This is a genomic window from Pseudomonas sp. MYb193, assembly GCF_002966775.1.
In the GTDB taxonomy this organism is placed as follows: Bacteria; Pseudomonadota; Gammaproteobacteria; order Pseudomonadales; family Pseudomonadaceae; genus Aquipseudomonas; species Aquipseudomonas paracarnis.
Window position 1 is genome coordinate 4298009 of the sequence record NZ_CP023269.1, and the last position, 17431, is coordinate 4315439.

Here is a 17431-nt window from a genome sequence, read left to right on the forward strand (position 1 = left end):
AGCGGCTCCTGGCGTAACAGGCTCAGCGAATCGGGTGGCTATAATAGCGGCCTTTGTCGCCCAGCCACGAGATTGATGATGCGCCGCCTGCTGTCTTGCCTGTTCCTGTGCCTTGTCCCCCTACTTGCCGACGCGGTAGAAGCGCCCCGCCCGAAAATCGGCCTGGTGCTGTCCGGCGGGGCCGCCCGTGGCCTGGCGCATATCGGTGTGCTCAAGGCGCTTGAGGAGCAAGGTATTCATATCGATGCGATTGCCGGCACCAGCATGGGCGCGGTGATTGGCGGGTTGTACGCGTCAGGCTACAAGATCGACGAGCTGGAGAAGTTGGCGCTGGGTATCGACTGGCAGCAGGCCCTGTCCGACGCGCCACCACGTGAAGACGTACCGTTTCGGCGCAAACAGGATGACCGGGATTTCCTGGTCAAACAAAAACTCAGTTTCCGCGACGATGGCAGCCTAGGCCTGCCGCTGGGCGTGATCCAGGGCCAGAACCTGGCACTGCTGTTGGAAAGCATGTTCGCCCACAGCAGCAACACACGTAATTTCGACAAGCTGCCGATCCCATTCCGCGCCGTGGCCACCGACATCACCACCGGCGAAAAAGTGGTGTTCAGCAAAGGCCACCTGCCCCAGGTGATACGCGCCAGCATGTCGATCCCCGCGGTGTTCGCCCCGGTGGAGCTGGATGGCCGCCTGCTGGTAGATGGCGGCATGACCGACAACATTCCGTTGGACGTGGCGCGGGAGATGGGCGTCGATATCGCCATCGTGGTCGACATCGGCACCCCGCTACGCTCGCGCAAGCAATTGGCAACCGTGGTGGATGTGCTCAACCAGTCCATCACCCTGATGACCCGGCGCAACTCCGAAGAGCAGCTCAAGGCCCTGAACCCCAAGGATGTGTTGATCCAACCACCGCTGGCCGCTTATGGCGTCACCGACTTTGGCCGCGCCAAGGACATGATCGACGCTGGCTACCGCGCCACCCGTGCCCTCGACGTACGCCTGGCACACCTGCGCCCTGCCGAACCCATCGACGCCGACCTGGTAGCCGCGCGCACACCGGGCGAACGCACCCCGGTGATCACCGCGATCCAGGTGGAGAACGACTCCAAGGTCAGCGATGACGTTATCCGCTACTACATTCGCCAGGGCCTGGGAGAACCTTTGAATCTGGGCCGCCTGCAATCGGACATGGGCACCCTGTACGGCCTGGATTACTTCGAGCAGGTGCAATACCGCGTAGTGAAAAAGGGCCAGGACAACACCCTGGTGATCAGCGCACGCGGCAAGCGCAGCGGCACCGACTACCTGCGCCTGGGCTTGAACCTCTCGGATGACATGCGCGGTGATAGCGCCTTCAACCTCGGCGCCAGTTACCGTGTGAATGGCATCAACCGCCTCGGCGCGGAATGGCTCACACGGGTGCAGATTGGTGATCGGCAGGAGCTCTACAGCGAGTTCTACCAACCCATGGACACCGGCTCACGCTACTTTGTGGCCCCCTACATCAGGGCCGAGGCACAGAACGTCGAGCTGATCCTGGACAACGACCCCATCTCCGAATACCGCCTGGAACGCTATGGCTTTGGTTTGAATGTGGGCCGGCAGATCGGCAACAGCGGCGAGATCCGCTTTGGCGTGGGCGAAGCCTGGGGCAAGGCGGACGTGCGCATTGGCGACCGCGACCTGCCGAGCGTGAGCTTCAGCGAAGGCTTCTATGAACTCAAATATTCCTTCGACTCCCTGGACAACGTGTACTTCCCCCACAGCGGCGAAGACATCGGCCTGGCCTTTCGCGAATTCGAACCCGGTCTGGGCTCCGACCAGCGCTACCGCCAGTGGGAATTCAAGTTGGACAAGGCCATGAGCCACGGGCCGGATACCTTGATACTGGGCGGTCGTTACGGTCGCACACTGGATAATTCGGATGTGGTGATTTCCAGCTTCCTGCTGGGGGGCGCACGGCAATTGTCGGGCTTCCGCCAGGATGCGATTTCGGGGCAGAACATCAGCCTCATGCGCGCGGTGTACTTCCGCAGGCTCACCCCACGCTCTTACCTGCCGCTGGACTTCCCGTTGTACCTGGGTGCATCCCTGGAACGGGGCCGGGCGTGGAACAGCGATAACGAGTTCGACAGCGGCTATATCAACGCCGCGAGTATTTTCCTGGGGTTTGACACACCCTTGGGCCCGCTGAATTTCAGCTATGGGTTCAATGATGATAATCAGAAGGCGGTGTACTTGAACCTGGGCCAGACGTTCTAAGAAGCCGAACACGAAACCCAATGTGGGAGCTGGCTTGCCTGCGATAGCGGTGCGTCAGTAGTCAGCTAATCACTTGACTGAATGTCCGTCATCACAGGCAAGCCAGCTCTCACATTATTTAGATCAGGACTTTTCCAGGTTCGCCAGGATGTGCTCATGCACCCGCATGCACACCCGCAGGTCTTCTTCATTCACGCCCACGAACAATTCATGGCGCAACGCCGTGGCAATGGTTTCGATCTGGTCGATCAACGGTTGGGCGGTGTCGCACAGCAGGATACGTTTGGCACGACGGTCTTCCACTACGGCCTGGCGTTGCACCAGGCCCTGGCCTTCCAGGCTGTCGAGCAGGCGAGCCAGGGTGGGCCCTTCCACGCCGACACTTTGGGCCAATTCACGCTGGGTGGGTGCTTCGACAAAACGGGCCAGGTGCAGCAGCACCAACCAGCGCGCCTGGGACAAGCCCAGCCCCGCCAGGCGGCGGTCCAGTTCGGCGCGCCAACCTCGCGACATTTGCGCCAACTGCATGCCAAAACGGTGTTGATCGGTTAACGGCATAAAAAACTCGTGTTTAAGACTGAAAATAAAGTATGGCTAATTATTAGTCAGCTAAGCATGAGCCCTGCCCATAGGCAAGGCCCGCTATGTACTGATTCGTTACATTGTCGTAATTGGCACACTAAATTTCGAATTCAGACTGCAAAGCGGCACGCACGCAGTACAAAACGCCTTCCGGAACACGCCCGGTAAACAACGGCGCAATTTCGGTGACAGCTGGCAATTCGCCTTCTCCATCGAGAAAGGCGTCCTGGATTTCACCGAGCAAATCCTCAGGTAAATCAAGGGCCTGCTCCAGGGACAATTGCTGCTTGCCGATGGCTTCGGCGAGCAAGGTGTACACGTTTTTTTCCGAGCATTGCAGTTGGCCTGCGATCTGGATCGGGGTCATGCCGGCACGGGCCAGGCTGATCAGTTCGTGGCGAATATCGGCGATTTCCTTCGGCGCTTCGGCCTGGCCGCCGAGCACTTCCAGGAAGGCCTGGCCGTAGCGCTCCAGTTTGCGTGCGCCCACACCGCTGACCCGAGCCATCTCGGCCATGGTGGTGGGCTGCTCGCGGAGCATCTCCAGCAAGGTGGAGTCGGGGAAGATAACGTAGGGTGGCACGCTGTGCTCCTGCGCCAGTTTGCGCCGCAGGGTGCGCAAGGCTTCCCATTGTTCGCGCTCTTCACCCCGCACCAGTTGGCTGGCCTGGCTGGTGCTGCTGCTTTTGGCGGTGGTCTGCGGCTTGAGGTCACGGCGCAGCTGGAGGCTCACTTCGCCCTTGAGCAACGGCCGGCAACTGTCATTCAGGCGCAGCCCGCCGTAGCCTTCGATATCGATGTCGACAAGCCCACGGGCAACCATCTGGCGAAACAGCGAACGCCACTCACCTTCGGCGCGAGCTTTACCGACACCGTACACCGAGAGTTTTTCGTGGCCGAAGCTGCGGATTTTTTCGTTGTCCTTGCCCAGCAGAACATCCACCAGATGGCCCACGCCATAACGCTGGCCGGTGCGATAGATCGTCGACAACGCCTGGCGCGCCGGTTCGGTGGCGTCCCAGGTTTGCACGCCGTCGATGCAGTTATCGCAGTGGCCGCAGGGCTCAGGCATGTCTTCGTCGAAATACGCCAGCAGGGTCTGGCGGCGGCAGCGGGTCTCTTCGCACAACGACAGCATGGCATCGAGCTTGTGCTGCTCCAGGCGCTTGTGGCGCTCGTCGCCCTCGGAGTTCTGCAGCATCTGCTTGAGCATCACCACGTCTTGCAGGCCGTAGACCATCCAGGCATCCGCCGGCAGGCCATCGCGGCCGGCACGCCCGGTTTCCTGGTAATAAGCCTCAAGGGACTTGGGCAGATCCATGTGCGCCACGAAACGCACATTGGATTTGTCGATGCCCATGCCAAAGGCAATGGTCGCCACCATGATCAGGCCTTCCTCGTTCAGGAAGCGTTTCTGGTGCGCTGATCGCGTTTCATTGGGCAGCCCGGCATGGTAAGGCAGCGCCGGGTAGCCTTGTTCACAGAGGAACGCCGCGACCTCGTCGACTTTCTTGCGCGACAGGCAATACACGATGCCCGCGTCACTGCGCCGCTCGGACAGGAACGCCAGCAACTGCTTGCGCGGCTGCTCCTTGGGCACGATGCGGTAGAAAATATTGGGCCGGTCAAAACTCGACAGGAAGCGCTCGGCGTTCTGCAAATGCAGGCGCTCGACGATCTCTTCGCGGGTGCGCTTGTCGGCGGTGGCGGTCAGGGCGATACGCGGCACATAGGGAAACAGTTCGGCCAATTGGCCAAGCTGCAGGTATTCGCGGCGGAAATCGTGGCCCCATTGCGACACACAGTGGGCTTCGTCGATGGCGAACAGAGCGATCTCAAGGCTCTGCAAAAAGGCCAGCATGCGTGGCTGCACCAGGCGCTCCGGCGCAAGGTAAAGCATTTTCACCTCGCCACGTTTGATGCGTGCAGCCAGGTCGCGCTGCTGCTCGGCGCTGAGGGTGGAGTTCAACGACGCGGCGGCGACACCGAGTTCTTCAAGGGTGGCGACCTGGTCGTCCATCAACGCAATCAGCGGCGACACCACCACGGCCAGGCCATTGCGCAACAGCGCCGGCACCTGGAAGCACAGCGACTTGCCGCCACCGGTAGGCATCAGCACCAGGGCATCGCCGCCACTGGCCACGCGCTCAATGATCGCACCCTGGCGGCCACGAAAACTGTCGTAGCCGAAGATGTCCTTGAGGACGCGTTGAGCCTGCTCGAGCATGTAAAACTCCAAAATGGTGCCGAAATCCCTCAATACAGGCTGGCCGAAAATATCCGCGCTCACGAAAAATAATCCGTAAGCGAAGTTTTCCCGGATTGGCGCTGGGCCTGCAGGGGCATCACAAAACGCGGCAGTATACCCGAGCGTTATCCACCAAAGGGCGCGACTGACGAATAGACGCACCAGGCTAAAACCGGGCAAATATGCCGTGCGGCTGGCCTGGGCGCTCAAGAAAGCCTAGAATTCAGCATCGTTTATTCCCAAGGTAGCCCTTCAATGTCCTTCGCTGAGCAACTAACCCGCCTGCAAGCCTTCCTCGACGCCGATGAGCTGCATGACGAGGCGCTGGACTACGTGGCCGCCCACGGCTACCTGACCGCCCTGTCGATCTGCTCCGACCCCGTCCCGGACCGTGAATGGATCGACGCGCTGTTCGCTGAAGAGCCTCATTACAGCGACGCCGCCCATCGCGAAGAAATCGAATCCACCCTGATCGCCCTCAAGGCCCACATCGCGCGCCAACTGGCCTCCGACGAAGAGTTCGAGTTGCCGTGCGAGCTGGACCTGGGCGACGATCCGGATGACTCCGACCTGCGCGGCTGGTGCATCGGTTTCATGGAAGGCGTATTCCTGCGCGAAGCCGCCTGGTTCGAAACCGCCGAAGAAGAAGTCAGCGAAATGCTGCTGCCGATCATGGTCGGTTCTGGCCTGTTCGAAGAGGAAGCAGAGTTCTCCGACATCGCCGCCGACGCCAACCTGATGGACGACATGATCGTGCAGATCCCGGAAGCCCTGACCGCGCTGTACCTGCTGTGCAACGCGCCTGACGAAAAACCGGCGATCCTCAAGCCACGTCACCACTGAGTCGCTTGCCCGTGGCTCCCATGGGCAACCGTCCACTGCTCCTGCGCTATGCGCTGCTGGCCATCGGCTGGCTAAGCGTAGCGCTGGGAGTCATCGGTATTTTCCTGCCGGTACTGCCGACCACACCCTTCCTGCTACTCGCCGCCGCCTGCTTCGCTCGCAGCTCCCCGCGCTTCTACCACTGGCTGGTGGAACACCCGCGCCTGGGGCCCTGGGTGCGCGATTACCTCGACGGCAATGGCATCCCGCTCAAAGGCAAGGTCTACGCCATCGGCTTGATGTGGCTGAGCATCTCGATTTCCTGCTACCTGGTGCCACTGCCATGGGCACGGGGCTTTATGCTGACCAGTGCGGTGCTGGTGACGATCTACATCCTGCGCCAGAAAACTCTGCCGCCACGCTGAGCGCCGCCTGCGACATTAGATCCCACACGACCTTGGTCGACACTGACTAACACCAGGCATCATGCGAGACTGTCCAACCGGGCCTGGAATGCCCGGGTGTTCTTATGCTCGGAGTTACCATGACGCTGTCCAGCGGGCTGATCGCCGCCGTTGCCCTGGCCTATATGGCCACCATGTTTGCCATCGCCTTTTACGGTGACCGCCGCCATGCGCCGCTGCCGCCGCGCGTGCGTGCCTGGGTGTATAGCCTGTCGCTGGCGGTGTACTGCACCAGTTGGACCTTCTTCGGCGCCGTAGGCCAAGCCGCAGAACAACTGTGGGCATTCTTGCCGATCTACCTGGGACCTGTGCTGCTGCTGGTGCTGGCACCCTGGGTGCTGCAAAAGATGATCCTGATCAGCAAGCAGGAAAACATCACCTCCATCGCCGACTTTATCGCCGCCCGCTACGGCAAATCCCAGTCCCTGGCGGTGGTGGTGGCGTTGATCTGCCTGGTCGGCGTGCTGCCCTATATCGCGTTGCAGCTCAAAGGCATCGTGCTGGGCGTGAACCTGCTGATCGGCGCCGGCCCCGACACCACCGGCACCCGCGCCCAGGACACGGCCTTGATTGTGTCGCTGGTATTGGCGCTGTTTACCATCGTGTTCGGTACACGCAACCTCGACGCCACCGAACACCACCGCGGCATGGTGCTGGCGATTGCCTTTGAGTCGCTGGTCAAGCTGTTCGCTTTTCTCGCCGTCGGTGCGTTTGTCACCTACGGCTTGTACGACGGTTTCGGCGATCTGTTCAGCCAGGCCATGCTCGCCCCGCGCCTGGAGGAATACTGGAAAGAGACCATCAACTGGCCTTCGATGGTGGTACAGACCGGCGTCGCCATGATGGCGATCATCTGCCTGCCGCGACAATTTCATGTGACGGTGGTGGAGAACATCGACCCCCAGGATTTGCGCCTGGCCAAGTGGGTGTTCCCGGCTTATTTGATCCTCGCGGCACTGTTCGTGGTGCCCATCGCCCTGGGCGGCAAGATGCTGTTGCCCGGCTCGGTGCTGCCGGACTCCTATGTGATCAGCCTGCCAATGGCCGAGGCCCATCCTGCCCTCGCCGTGCTGGCATTCATTGGCGGTGCATCGGCGGCCACTGGCATGGTCATCGTAGCGAGCATCGCCTTGTCGACCATGGTTTCCAACGACATGCTGCTGCCCTGGCTGTTGCGCCGATCCAGCGCCGAGCGGCCATTCGAAGTCTTCCGTCACTGGATGCTGTCGGTTCGCCGGGTGAGCATTGTGATCATCCTGCTGCTGGCGTACGTGAGCTACCGCTTGCTGGGCTCCACCGCCAGCCTGGCGACCATCGGCCAGATCGCCTTTGCCGCTGTGACCCAACTGGCCCCGGCGATGCTCGGCGCCCTCTATTGGAAGCAGGCCAACCGGCGTGGGGTGTTTGCCGGTTTGGCCGCCGGTACTTTCCTGTGGTTCTACACGTTGGTCTTGCCAGTGACGGCGAAAAGTCTGGGCTGGTCGCTCAGCCTTTTCCCCGGCCTGACCTGGATGCACTCCCACCCGTTCGGGCTGTCGGTCACCTCGCTGACCCTGGGCACCGTGTTCTCCCTGGCAGGTAACTTCACCCTCTTCGTGTGGGTGTCGATGCTGTCGCGCACACGGGTTTCCGAGCACTGGCAGGCAGGCCGTTTTATTGGCCAGGAAATCAGCCAGCGTGCGAGTGCGCGCTCCATGCTGTCGGTGCAGATCAGCGACCTGCTCAGCCTGGCGGCACGCTTCGTCGGGGAAGAACGGGCCCAGCAGAGTTTTATTCGCTTCGCCTATCGCCAGGGCAAAGGCTTCAACCCCAACCAGAATGCCGATAACGATTGGATCGCCCACACCGAACGCTTGCTGGCCGGCGTACTCGGGGCCTCCTCGACGCGGGCGGTGGTGAAAGCGGCGATTGAAGGGCGGGAAATGCAGCTGGAGGACGTGGTCCGTATCGCCGACGAAGCCTCGGAAGTGCTGCAGTTCAACCGCGCTCTGTTGCAAGGTGCCATTGAGAACATCACCCAGGGCATCAGCGTGGTGGACCAGTCGCTCAAGCTGGTGGCCTGGAACCGGCGCTACCTGGAACTGTTCAACTACCCGGACGGCTTGATCAGCGTCGGCCGGCCCATTGCAGACATCATTCGCTACAACGCCGAGCGCGGCCTGTGTGGCCCCGGTGAAGCGCAAGTGCACGTGGCGCGTCGCCTGCACTGGATGCGCCAGGGGCGTGCGCACACCTCCGAGCGCCTGTTCCCCAATGGCCGGGTGATCGAGTTGATCGGCAACCCGATGCCCGGCGGCGGGTTTGTCATGAGCTTCACCGACATCACCGCCTTCCGCGAAGCCGAACAAGCGCTGACCGAGGCCAATGAGGGCCTGGAGCAGCGGGTGACCGAGCGCACCCATGAACTGTCGCAACTGAACGTGGCCCTCACCGACGCCAAGGGCGTGGCCGAATCCGCCAGCCAGTCGAAGACGCGGTTCCTGGCGGCCGTGAGCCATGACCTGATGCAACCGCTGAACGCTGCGCGGTTGTTTTCCGCCGCCCTCTCCCACCAGACCGATGGCCTGTCCGGCGAGGCACGGCAGTTGGTGCAGCATCTGGATAGCTCACTGCGCTCGGCCGAAGACCTGATCAGCGATTTGCTGGACATTTCGCGCCTGGAAAACGGCAAGATCAACCCACAACGCCAGCCCTTTGTCCTCAACGAGCTGTTCGACACCCTGGGCGCAGAATTCAAGGCGCTGGCCCAGGAGCAACACTTGCGCTTCCGCTGGCGCGGCAGCCGTTTGCGAGTGGACAGCGACATCAAGCTGCTGCGGCGGATTTTGCAGAATTTTCTGACCAATGCCTTCCGTTATGCCGACGGCCCGGTGCTGCTGGGCGTACGTCGTCGCAAGGGCGAACTCTGCCTGGAGGTCTGGGATCGCGGCCCTGGTATTGCGCCCGATAAACAAAAGGTGATCTTCGAAGAGTTCAAGCGCCTGGACAGTCACCAGACCCGTGCCGAAAAGGGCCTGGGGCTGGGCCTGGCGATTGCCGACGGCCTGTGCCGCGTGCTGGGCCATCGCCTGAGCGTGCGCTCCTGGCCGGGCAAAGGCAGCGTCTTCAGCGTGTGCGTGCCGCTGGCCCGTAACCAGACCAGCGTGCAACCCAAGGCGCCCGCAGAAACCGGCCTGCCCTTGAGTGGCGCACGCGTGCTGTGTGTGGATAACGAAGACAGCATCCTGATCGGCATGCGCAGCCTGCTCACGCGCTGGGGCTGTGAAGTCTGGACGGCCGCCAACCAGGCCGAATGCGCGGCATTGCTGGCCGAGGGCATCCGCCCGCAACTGGCGTTGGTGGATTACCACCTGGACCACGGCGAAACCGGTACCGAGTTGATGGGCTGGCTGCGTGCGCAACTGGCCGAGCCGATTCCCGGCGTAGTGATCAGTGCCGATGGGCGACCGGAGATGGTTGCCGAGGTGCATGGGGCGGGGTTGGACTACTTGGCCAAGCCGGTGAAGCCGGCGGCGTTGCGGGCGCTATTGAGCAGACATCTGCCCCTGTAACGGGGCTGTATTCGATCTATTCACAATTCAGGTATTTATTTATTCCGGGAGATGCGCCACGCCATCCGAATCGGTCATCGCCCGCTCCAGCAGATCCGCCGGCAAGCTCTTGCTGGCGCGGGCACCGAGCAACCTGAGTTGCTCGGTACGGCTGACCAGGTTCCCACGCCCATCCGTCAGCTTGTTGCGCGCCGCGCTGTAGGCCTTGTCCAACTGTTGTAGCCGGTTGCCCACTTCGTCCAGGTCCTGGATAAACAGCACGAACTTGTCATACAGCCAACCGGCACGCTCGGCAATTTCTCGTGCGTTCTGGCTCTGGCGCTCCTGCTTCCACAGGCTGTCGATCACGCGCAGGGTGGCGAGCAAGGTCGTGGGGCTGACGATTACGATATGACGGTCGAAGGCTTCCTGGAACAGGTTGGGCTCGGCCTGCAATGCCGCAGAAAAGGCAGCCTCGATCGGTACGAACAGCAGGACGAAATCCAGGCTGTGCAACCCCTCCAGGCGCTTGTAGTCCTTGCCGGCCAAGCCTTTGACGTGATTACGCAAGGACAGCACGTGTTGCTTCAAGGCGGCCTGGCCAATCACCTCGTCATCCGCCGCGACGTACTGCTGATAGGCGGTCAAGCTGACCTTGGAGTCGACCACTACCTGCTTGTCGCCCGGCAACATGATCAGCACGTCGGGCTGAAAACGCTCGCCATCCGGGCCTTTGAGGCTGACCTGGGTCTGGTACTCACGGCCCTTCTCCAGGCCCGCGTGCTCCAGCACCCGCTCAAGAATCAGCTCACCCCAGTTACCCTGGGTTTTCTGGCCCTTGAGGGCGCGGGTCAGGTTAGTGGCTTCGTCCGACAGACGCAGGTTCAATTGCTGCAGGCGCTCAAGCTCTTTGGCGAGGGAAAAGCGCTCTCGGGCTTCGTTCTGATAGCTTTCTTCGACACGCTTCTCGAAGGACTGGATACGTTCCTTGAGCGGGTCCAAAAGTTGACCGAGGCGTTCCTGGCTGGTTTCGGCAAAGCGTTGCTCACGCTCGTCGAAGATCTTGCCGGCCAGCTCGGCAAATTGTGCACGCAGCTCGTCCCGTGAGCCTTGCAGGTCGGTGAGGCGTTGCTGATGACTCTCTTGCTGCTCGCGCAATTCGGCGCTCAGGGCAGCGGCCAAGGCGTCAAGGCGACGCAGTTCGGTTTCCTTGGCGCTGCGGTCGAGGTTCCAGGCGTGCGCGGCATCGCGGGCGTTATCGCGGTCGATCTGCAACAACTCGACTTCACGGCGCAGCGCCGCCAGGTCGGCTTGTTTGGCGGCATTGGCCTGGCTGAGGTCACTGATCTCATCGCGACTGGCGTCCAATTGCGCGGCGAGCCCTTCCTGGGCCAGTTGTGCGGTCGCCAGGCGTTCCTCCAGCAGCTCCCAGCCGGTGGTGCGTGCGGTCAGGCGCCGCTGGAGTTGCCAGCACAATGCCATTAGCGGCACGGCTGCGCCCACAAGACCCAAGGCGATACTGGTCCAGTCAAACACCATAGCCATTTCTGCCATCACCGAAAAAGATCAAGGGTAACCAAGCCTAAGGCCGGAGGACAGCTCAGTCTTCGACCTGGCCCAGTTCGCGCTGGGCGCGACGGTCGCCGGCGCGAGCAGCCGAACGCAACAAATCGTGGCCGATGCGCCGGTCACGGGCGTTTCCGCACTCGCGGCACATCAGTTGGCCAAGACGGCTCTGCGCGGCCACCACGCCTTCGCGGGCGGGCTGCTTGAGCAAGCGTCCGGCGAGATGCTTGATATTGGTGCTCTGCCCCAGGCGCGGGCTGTCGAGCAGCCACAATGCGACCTTCAAGGAAAAACGCTTGGGTGCGGTAACAGTTTGGGGCGTGTCGGTAACAGAAGGTGATACTGAGCGAAACTTCATAAAGCACTGTGGGGCAGAACGGAAGGCGCGCCACTCTACTCTTTTTTTCGTACAGGTAAAGCTGAAAAAACCGTGCACGCCCGTCCTAGAGCAAGCGCTCGGGACAATCCACAGAAGCTGTGGATAACTCAGTGGACAACCCCCCTTGAACAGGCGCAAAGCCCCATGGAACGGGGGCCGCAGTCAAACTGACGATTTTTTCACCAATAAAAAAAAGCGAGATTTTTCATTGACTTAAATTTTGATTACAGGCAAATGGGCGCACTTGCAGATCAGTGACAGCAGGGTTACACCCTCGGCCACAAATGTGCACAAGTCCCGATCAACTGGTTATATCGTCGGCGCTTTTTGATTCAACTCCGGTTAAACATGTTACTGACCGGGCAAACCCGAGGGCTTTTCAAATCCGCCTCGGCTCGCCACACTGCGCCACCGACAATGCAAACCAGTAGGGCCGATGAAAGGAATTCTGATATTCGCCGGGCTGCTACTGGCCATCTGCGCGATCTCCCTGGGAATCAATGCCGCACTCCCCTCTCCGGACGGCGCACTGTTCGCCATTGCTATCTTGCTGTCAGCCGCCTTTACCGCCGTGGTCCTGTGCATCGAACTCAGTGACGGAAGGATCAATGACATGCGCGAAGTGATCCACATGATCGAGACCGGCCAGTCCTTGCGATTGACGCTCGCCGCCTACGGGCTGGGGTGCGCCCTGGCCGCGTCCATGACCGTGCTGGTCTATCGCGAGTTGCTCGGCGGCTGATCGAAGTTTTTTTGCAATCGGCCTTCCCTTCCCTGTCTCAATCCGTTACTATCCGCGGCGTTAGTACCAAGCTGAAAGTCAATTCTGGTCGAATACGTCCCCTGAACCACATGGGATCGGCCACCTCGATGGTTTCCAGGTATTCCTTGCGACGACACTGCCTTTGAACAAGCAAAGGGTGCCGCGAAGTTCCAATACTCTGACCGAACCAACCTGCAAATTGATCAGGATCTTCACCCCGGGCCCAGAACCTTTGCCCCTGTTGTGTTGCCTGCCCTCCTAAGTACCTACCTGCCAGCCCAAGCGCGCCTAATTCAATAGCGCTTCAAACTGGCTGCTTTGTTCCAGTCGGGTTCTTCGTTTGATCAATGGTGATCAGCGTTACTGGAACGTTTTAACGTTGCACGGTTCTTATCCGTGTCATTTGTAGGAACACCAATAATATGAACGCTCAAATCCACACTCAGGATGCCATTCGCACCCTCACCAACGCTTTTGCCCCAATGAACTGCCTGATCATGGCCGCTCGCAAAGGCTGCTTCAGCTTCACCCTGGTCAACGAACACGGCATCGCTCGTCACAGCGAACGCCTGTACCCCGATCAATACTCCAGCGCAGAACCGCTGCAGGCCGTGATCGATCGTACCCGTCAGGCACTGACTGCCTGATCGACCCGCGTCGCTGAAACCGCAAAAACCCTGTTTGAATAACAGGGTTTTTTATTGCCTGGAATTTGGCCTTGAGTCGGTGGCGCTAAGTACAAATCGATATAAACGTTATAACCGATTGCAGAAGATGTTTTAAAAACAGTCCTTTACATCAGGAATATGACACTACACTTCAACTCAAGCGACCTGATCCGCTTACGACGGGCCTGAGATCCGATTCATTGCTGCCAAGCTCCCCTTCTCAGGCTCGTCCACCCTTTGCAAGGACTGAGGCTCGTATGGGTATTGCCGCCAGTGAATTGTGTCGTTATGTGATCCGGCCGACGCTGATGTACCTCGGCCGTCACAGCTCGACAGCCGAATCCCTGCTGCTGGGCATTGCCGCCAGCCAGTCAGAACTGGGCTCGGCGCTGCATGACCGGCGCGGCCATGGCCTCTACAGCATCACCGAACCACGTCACCGCGCTCTCTGGGATGACTACCTGGCCCTGGACCCGGAACGCGCCAGCCTGGTGCGCGGGCTGGCCAGCCAACATGCGTTCCTCAGCGCGCCTCAGTTGGAGTTGACGGTGAACCTGCGCTACGCCACGGCCATCGCCTGGTTGCTGGTGGAACAACAGCGCCCTGCCCTACCCGCACCCGGCGATGTGCTGGCCATGGCGCGTATCTGGAAAGAAATATTCCATCCACAAGGCCGCCTGCGAGATTTCACCCAAGCGTGGCAAACCTGTGTAAGCCCCATGAAACAGGCAGCTTGCTGACCGGGCAAATTGCAAGATTCGGCAAAAAACGGCAATTTTGGTCGGATTGTCCTACAAAACCGATCTATCTCCTGCATTACAGCCTATAGCGCGATGTGAAATTTATTGATACTTTCCGCTGCGGTGATCACACGGAGTTCTAATAATGAAAAAAGTAATGCTCAAGACCACACTTGGCCTCGCCGTTGCCATGGCATCCTCCCAACTGTTCGCCAGCGGCTTTGCCCTCAACGAACAGAGCGTCAGCGGGATGGGTACCGGTTTCGCAGGTCGCTCTTCTTCTGCCGATGATGCGAGCACTGTGTTCGGTAACCCTGCCGGTATGGCACGCCTGGAAGGCCAACAGATCACCGGTGGCGTTGCAGCCATTGATGCCTCCACCGATATCAGCAATGTCAGCGGCCGCTCCGCTGGCAGCAACAAAGGCGATATGGTGCCTTTCACTGCCGTGCCTTTCGGCTTCTACACCAATAAGCTCAACGACCAGTGGGCTGTCGGCTTCGGCGTCTATGCGCCGTTCGGCCTGGTGACCGACTACGAAAGCGGCTTCCAGGGCCGTGGCTTTGGCAGCAAGAGCGAAGTGAAAGTCATCACCTTGCAACCGACCGTCAGCTACGCCTTCAACGACCGCGTTTCCGTGGGTTTTGGCCCGACCATCAACCGCATCGCCGGCACCCTGGAATCGGACCTGACGCTGAACCCTCGCGCGCCAGACACCAATATCAAGATCAAGGGTGACGACACCGCGCTGGGCTTCAACATCGGCGTACTGGTCCAAGCCACCGATACCACCCGCGTCGGCCTGACCTACCACTCCAAGGTCAGCTACAAGCTGGACGGCCACACCGAAGTCACCGCACCGACCGCGACCTCGCCGTTCCTGCGCAGCAACCGCTATGACGCCTCGCTGAAAATCGACACACCTGAGTCCTACGACCTGTCCGTCACTCAAGACCTGACCGACGCGTGGAAACTCTATGCCGGTGCAACCTGGACACGCTGGAGCCGCCTGAAAGACATCACCGTCAAGAACGAAGGCGTCAGCGGCGCTACTGGCGGCGCGCTTGCCCCGGGCCTGGTCAGCACAATCAAGGAAGACCAGAACTGGCACGACACCTGGGCCTACGCCGTGGGTACTTCGTACCAGCTCACCAAGCAAGTGGTACTGCGTACCGGCCTGACATTCGACCAGTCGCCCACCAACAACACGGATCGCTCACCGCGCATCCCGACCGGCGACCGTACTATCTTCAGCCTGGGCCTGGGCTACCAGGTCATGGATAACATGACCATCGACCTGGCCTACTCCTACCTGAAGGAAGAGGACGTCAAGGTTTCACGCTCCAACCAATTGGCCAGCTACAACGCCAAGTATGAAAACAGCGCCAACGGTTTCGGCTTGGGCATGACCTACAAGTTCTAACCCGCAGTCGTATAAAAAGCCCCGCTCTCCTGTGAAGGAGGCGGGGCTTTTGTTTGGCTGGCGGTCAGGGTTTGGAAGCCAATGCCTGTTCCACCGCCTTGATCAGCTCTGGACTGTCCGGCTTGGTCAGGCTGGAAAAACTGGCAACCAGATTGCCCTGGCGATCCACCACATACTTGTAGAAGTTCCACTTGGGCGCCGCGTCGGCCTGCCGTGCAAGTACCTTGAACAGGTGCACCGCATCCGGCCCCTTGACCTTCTGCGGCTCGGTCATGGTGAAGGTCACGCCATAATTCACGTAGCAGACCTTGGCGGTTTCTTCCCCGGTCTTGGCTTCCTGCTTGAAGTCATCGGACGGCACGCCGATCACTTCCAGGCCTTCGCCCTTGTAGCGCTGATACAACGCTTCCAGGCCTTTGAATTGCGGGGCAAAGCCGCAGAAGCTCGCCGTGTTGACGATCACCAAGGGCTTGCCAGCGAATTGCTGGCACAGGTCGATGGATTCCTTGGCCCGCAGCTTGGGCAATTGGCCGTCCAGCAACGGTGGGCAACTGGCGGCCATCGCCACGCTACCAATAGCCATCAGGACGGGTACAGCGAGCCAGCGCATCTGCATGTCAAAAGTCCTTGAGTCAGTTCAGACCCACAACTTAGCAGATCGCCATGCCCAGTTGCATCAACGCCAGGCCGCCCCGTTGCCAACCCCACCAGGCCAGCAGCAATAACCCCAGCCCCACAGCCAACAGCATAAGACGCGCTGTCATGCTCATGCCGCCTCCATCTGCGCCTGAATGCGCGCCACCGGCCGCTCACGCACCGGACAATTCAGCGCGGCGGCGAGCAGGCTGAGTAAAATTGCCACCTGCCAGATCAAATCGTAGCTACCGGTTCGATCATAGACCACCCCGCCCAGCCACCCGCCGAGGAACGAGCCAAGCTGGTGGAACAGGAACACAATCCCGCCGAGCATCGAGAGGTTGCGCACCCCAAACAGGGTCGCGACGGTGCCATTGGTCAGCGGCACCGTGGACAACCACAAAAAGCCCATCGCCATGCCAAACAGATACGCCGTGACTTCGGTGACCGGCGCCCACAGGAACAACACAATCACTACCGCCCGCAACAGGTACAAGCCGGTGAGCAGACGCGGCTTGGACATGCGGCCACCGAGCCAACCCGCCGTGTAGGTGCCAAATACGTTGAACAGGCCAATCAAGGCCAGCACCGTGGTGCCCACCGTGGCCGGCAGGTGCTGGTCGACCAGGTACGCCGGCAAGTGCACACCGATAAACACTACTTGGAAACCGCACACAAAAAAGCCGAAGGACAGCAGCCAGAAGCCGGAGTGAGAACAAGCCTCTTTCAGCGCTTCGCCCAGGGTTTGCTGGCCCACCGTAACCGCCAGCGGCCGGTCCTTGAGCATGGCGACCAGCGGCAGGATCAACGCCACCATCAAGCCCAGCGCCAGCAACGCTGCGGACCAGCCCAGCCAACCAATCAAGCCGAGGGTGCCGGGCACCATGGCGAACTGGCCGAACGAGCCGGCGGCGCTGGCAATGCCCATGGCCATGCTGCGTTTTTCCGGCGCAACGGCGCGGCCAACCACGCCGAGAATCACCGAGAACGAGGTGCCGGACAGGCCCATGCCAATCAGCAAACCTGCACTCAACGACAGGGACCACGCGGAGTCGGACATGCCCATCAGCACCAGGCCGACGGCGTACAACACCCCCCCGACAAACACCGCCTTGGTCGCGCCGAAACGGTCGGCCAAGGCCCCGGTAAATGGCTGCGCCAAGCCCCAGATCAGATTCTGCAAGGCGATGGCAAAGGCAAAGGTTTCACGCCCCCAACCGAATTCGCTGCTCATCGGCGCCAGGAACAGGCCAAAGCCATGCCGTACGCCCAAGGACAACGCCAGGATCAGCGCACTCCCTAAAAGGACCCAACCACTGGTGCGCCACATCGAGGTCATTTC

General features: G+C 60.5%; 14 protein-coding genes. 8 read left to right on the forward strand and 6 right to left on the reverse strand.

All coding sequences use genetic code 11. From position 1 onward, the window contains the following. The first annotated feature begins 78 nt into the window (after nt 1-78). Entirely contained in the window at nt 79-2268 is a 2190-nt protein-coding gene (locus CLM72_RS19520) for a patatin-like phospholipase family protein (protein ID WP_105227636.1), read from the forward strand. A gap of 123 nt (nt 2269-2391) precedes the next feature. Here CLM72_RS19520 and CLM72_RS19525 read toward each other — a convergent pair whose 3' ends face one another. Both CLM72_RS19525 and recQ read right to left on the reverse strand, forming a co-directional pair. Then, nucleotides 2392-2826 (reverse strand): MarR family transcriptional regulator, encoded by a 435-nt coding sequence (locus CLM72_RS19525; RefSeq protein WP_003193007.1) that lies wholly within the window; start codon nt 2824-2826, stop codon nt 2392-2394. Between the two features lie 121 nt (nt 2827-2947). Continuing rightward, nucleotides 2948-5077, reverse strand: coding sequence for a DNA helicase RecQ (gene recQ, locus CLM72_RS19530; RefSeq protein ID WP_105229174.1), 2130 nt, complete (start codon nt 5075-5077; stop codon nt 2948-2950). Between the two features lie 276 nt (nt 5078-5353). Here recQ and CLM72_RS19535 point away from each other — a divergent pair, with 276 nt between their 5' ends. The 3 genes from CLM72_RS19535 (at nt 5354) to CLM72_RS19545 (ending at nt 9935) form a co-directional block, all read left to right on the forward strand. Then, nucleotides 5354-5941 (forward strand): YecA family protein, encoded by a 588-nt coding sequence (locus CLM72_RS19535; RefSeq protein ID WP_034128344.1) that lies wholly within the window; start codon nt 5354-5356, stop codon nt 5939-5941. A 20-nt stretch (nt 5942-5961) separates the two neighbouring features. Continuing rightward, complete coding sequence (locus CLM72_RS19540; RefSeq protein ID WP_019818414.1) at nt 5962-6345, forward strand: YbaN family protein; 384 nt, start codon at nt 5962-5964, stop codon at nt 6343-6345. 119 nt (nt 6346-6464) lie between these two features. Continuing rightward, nucleotides 6465-9935: a PAS domain-containing hybrid sensor histidine kinase/response regulator gene (locus tag CLM72_RS19545; RefSeq protein WP_105227638.1), complete on the forward strand. Its 3471-nt coding sequence runs from the start codon at nt 6465-6467 to the stop codon at nt 9933-9935. Nucleotides 9936-9974: 39 nt separating this feature from the next. Here the strand turns inward: CLM72_RS19545 and rmuC are convergent, their stop codons facing one another. Together rmuC and CLM72_RS19555 are read right to left on the reverse strand one after the other, a co-directional pair. Continuing rightward, nucleotides 9975-11339 (reverse strand): DNA recombination protein RmuC, encoded by a 1365-nt coding sequence (gene rmuC / locus CLM72_RS19550; RefSeq protein ID WP_169918249.1) that lies wholly within the window; start codon nt 11337-11339, stop codon nt 9975-9977. A gap of 175 nt (nt 11340-11514) precedes the next feature. Further along, nucleotides 11515-11838: a hypothetical protein gene (locus tag CLM72_RS19555; RefSeq protein ID WP_034128342.1), complete on the reverse strand. Its 324-nt coding sequence runs from the start codon at nt 11836-11838 to the stop codon at nt 11515-11517. 457 nt (nt 11839-12295) lie between these two features. Here CLM72_RS19555 and CLM72_RS19560 point away from each other — a divergent pair, with 457 nt between their 5' ends. From CLM72_RS19560 to CLM72_RS19580, 4 genes are all read left to right on the forward strand, one after another. Then, nucleotides 12296-12601 carry a hypothetical protein gene (locus CLM72_RS19560; RefSeq protein WP_105227642.1) on the forward strand — a complete coding sequence of 102 codons (306 nt, stop codon included), beginning with the start codon at nt 12296-12298 and terminating at the stop codon, nt 12599-12601. Between the two features lie 443 nt (nt 12602-13044). After that, the gene (locus CLM72_RS19570) at nt 13045-13269 is read left to right on the forward strand and encodes a hypothetical protein (RefSeq protein WP_003193022.1); all 225 of its coding nucleotides are present in this window, start codon (nt 13045-13047) and stop codon (nt 13267-13269) included. A gap of 278 nt (nt 13270-13547) precedes the next feature. Beyond that, nucleotides 13548-14030: a hypothetical protein gene (locus CLM72_RS19575; protein ID WP_054899027.1), complete on the forward strand. Its 483-nt coding sequence runs from the start codon at nt 13548-13550 to the stop codon at nt 14028-14030. 145 nt (nt 14031-14175) lie between these two features. Next, nucleotides 14176-15453, forward strand: coding sequence for an OmpP1/FadL family transporter (locus CLM72_RS19580; RefSeq protein ID WP_105227644.1), 1278 nt, complete (start codon nt 14176-14178; stop codon nt 15451-15453). A gap of 64 nt (nt 15454-15517) precedes the next feature. On the opposite strand, the gene CLM72_RS19585 is transcribed toward CLM72_RS19580, so the two are convergent. Continuing rightward, on the reverse strand, nt 15518-16069 hold the full coding sequence (locus tag CLM72_RS19585; protein ID WP_105227646.1) for a glutathione peroxidase: 552 nt from the start codon (nt 16067-16069) through the stop codon (nt 15518-15520). 150 nt (nt 16070-16219) lie between these two features. Beyond that, nucleotides 16220-17428, reverse strand: a complete 1209-nt coding sequence (locus CLM72_RS19590; protein WP_105227648.1) for an MFS transporter — start codon at nt 17426-17428, stop codon at nt 16220-16222. Nucleotides 17429-17431: the final 3 nt, after the last annotated feature.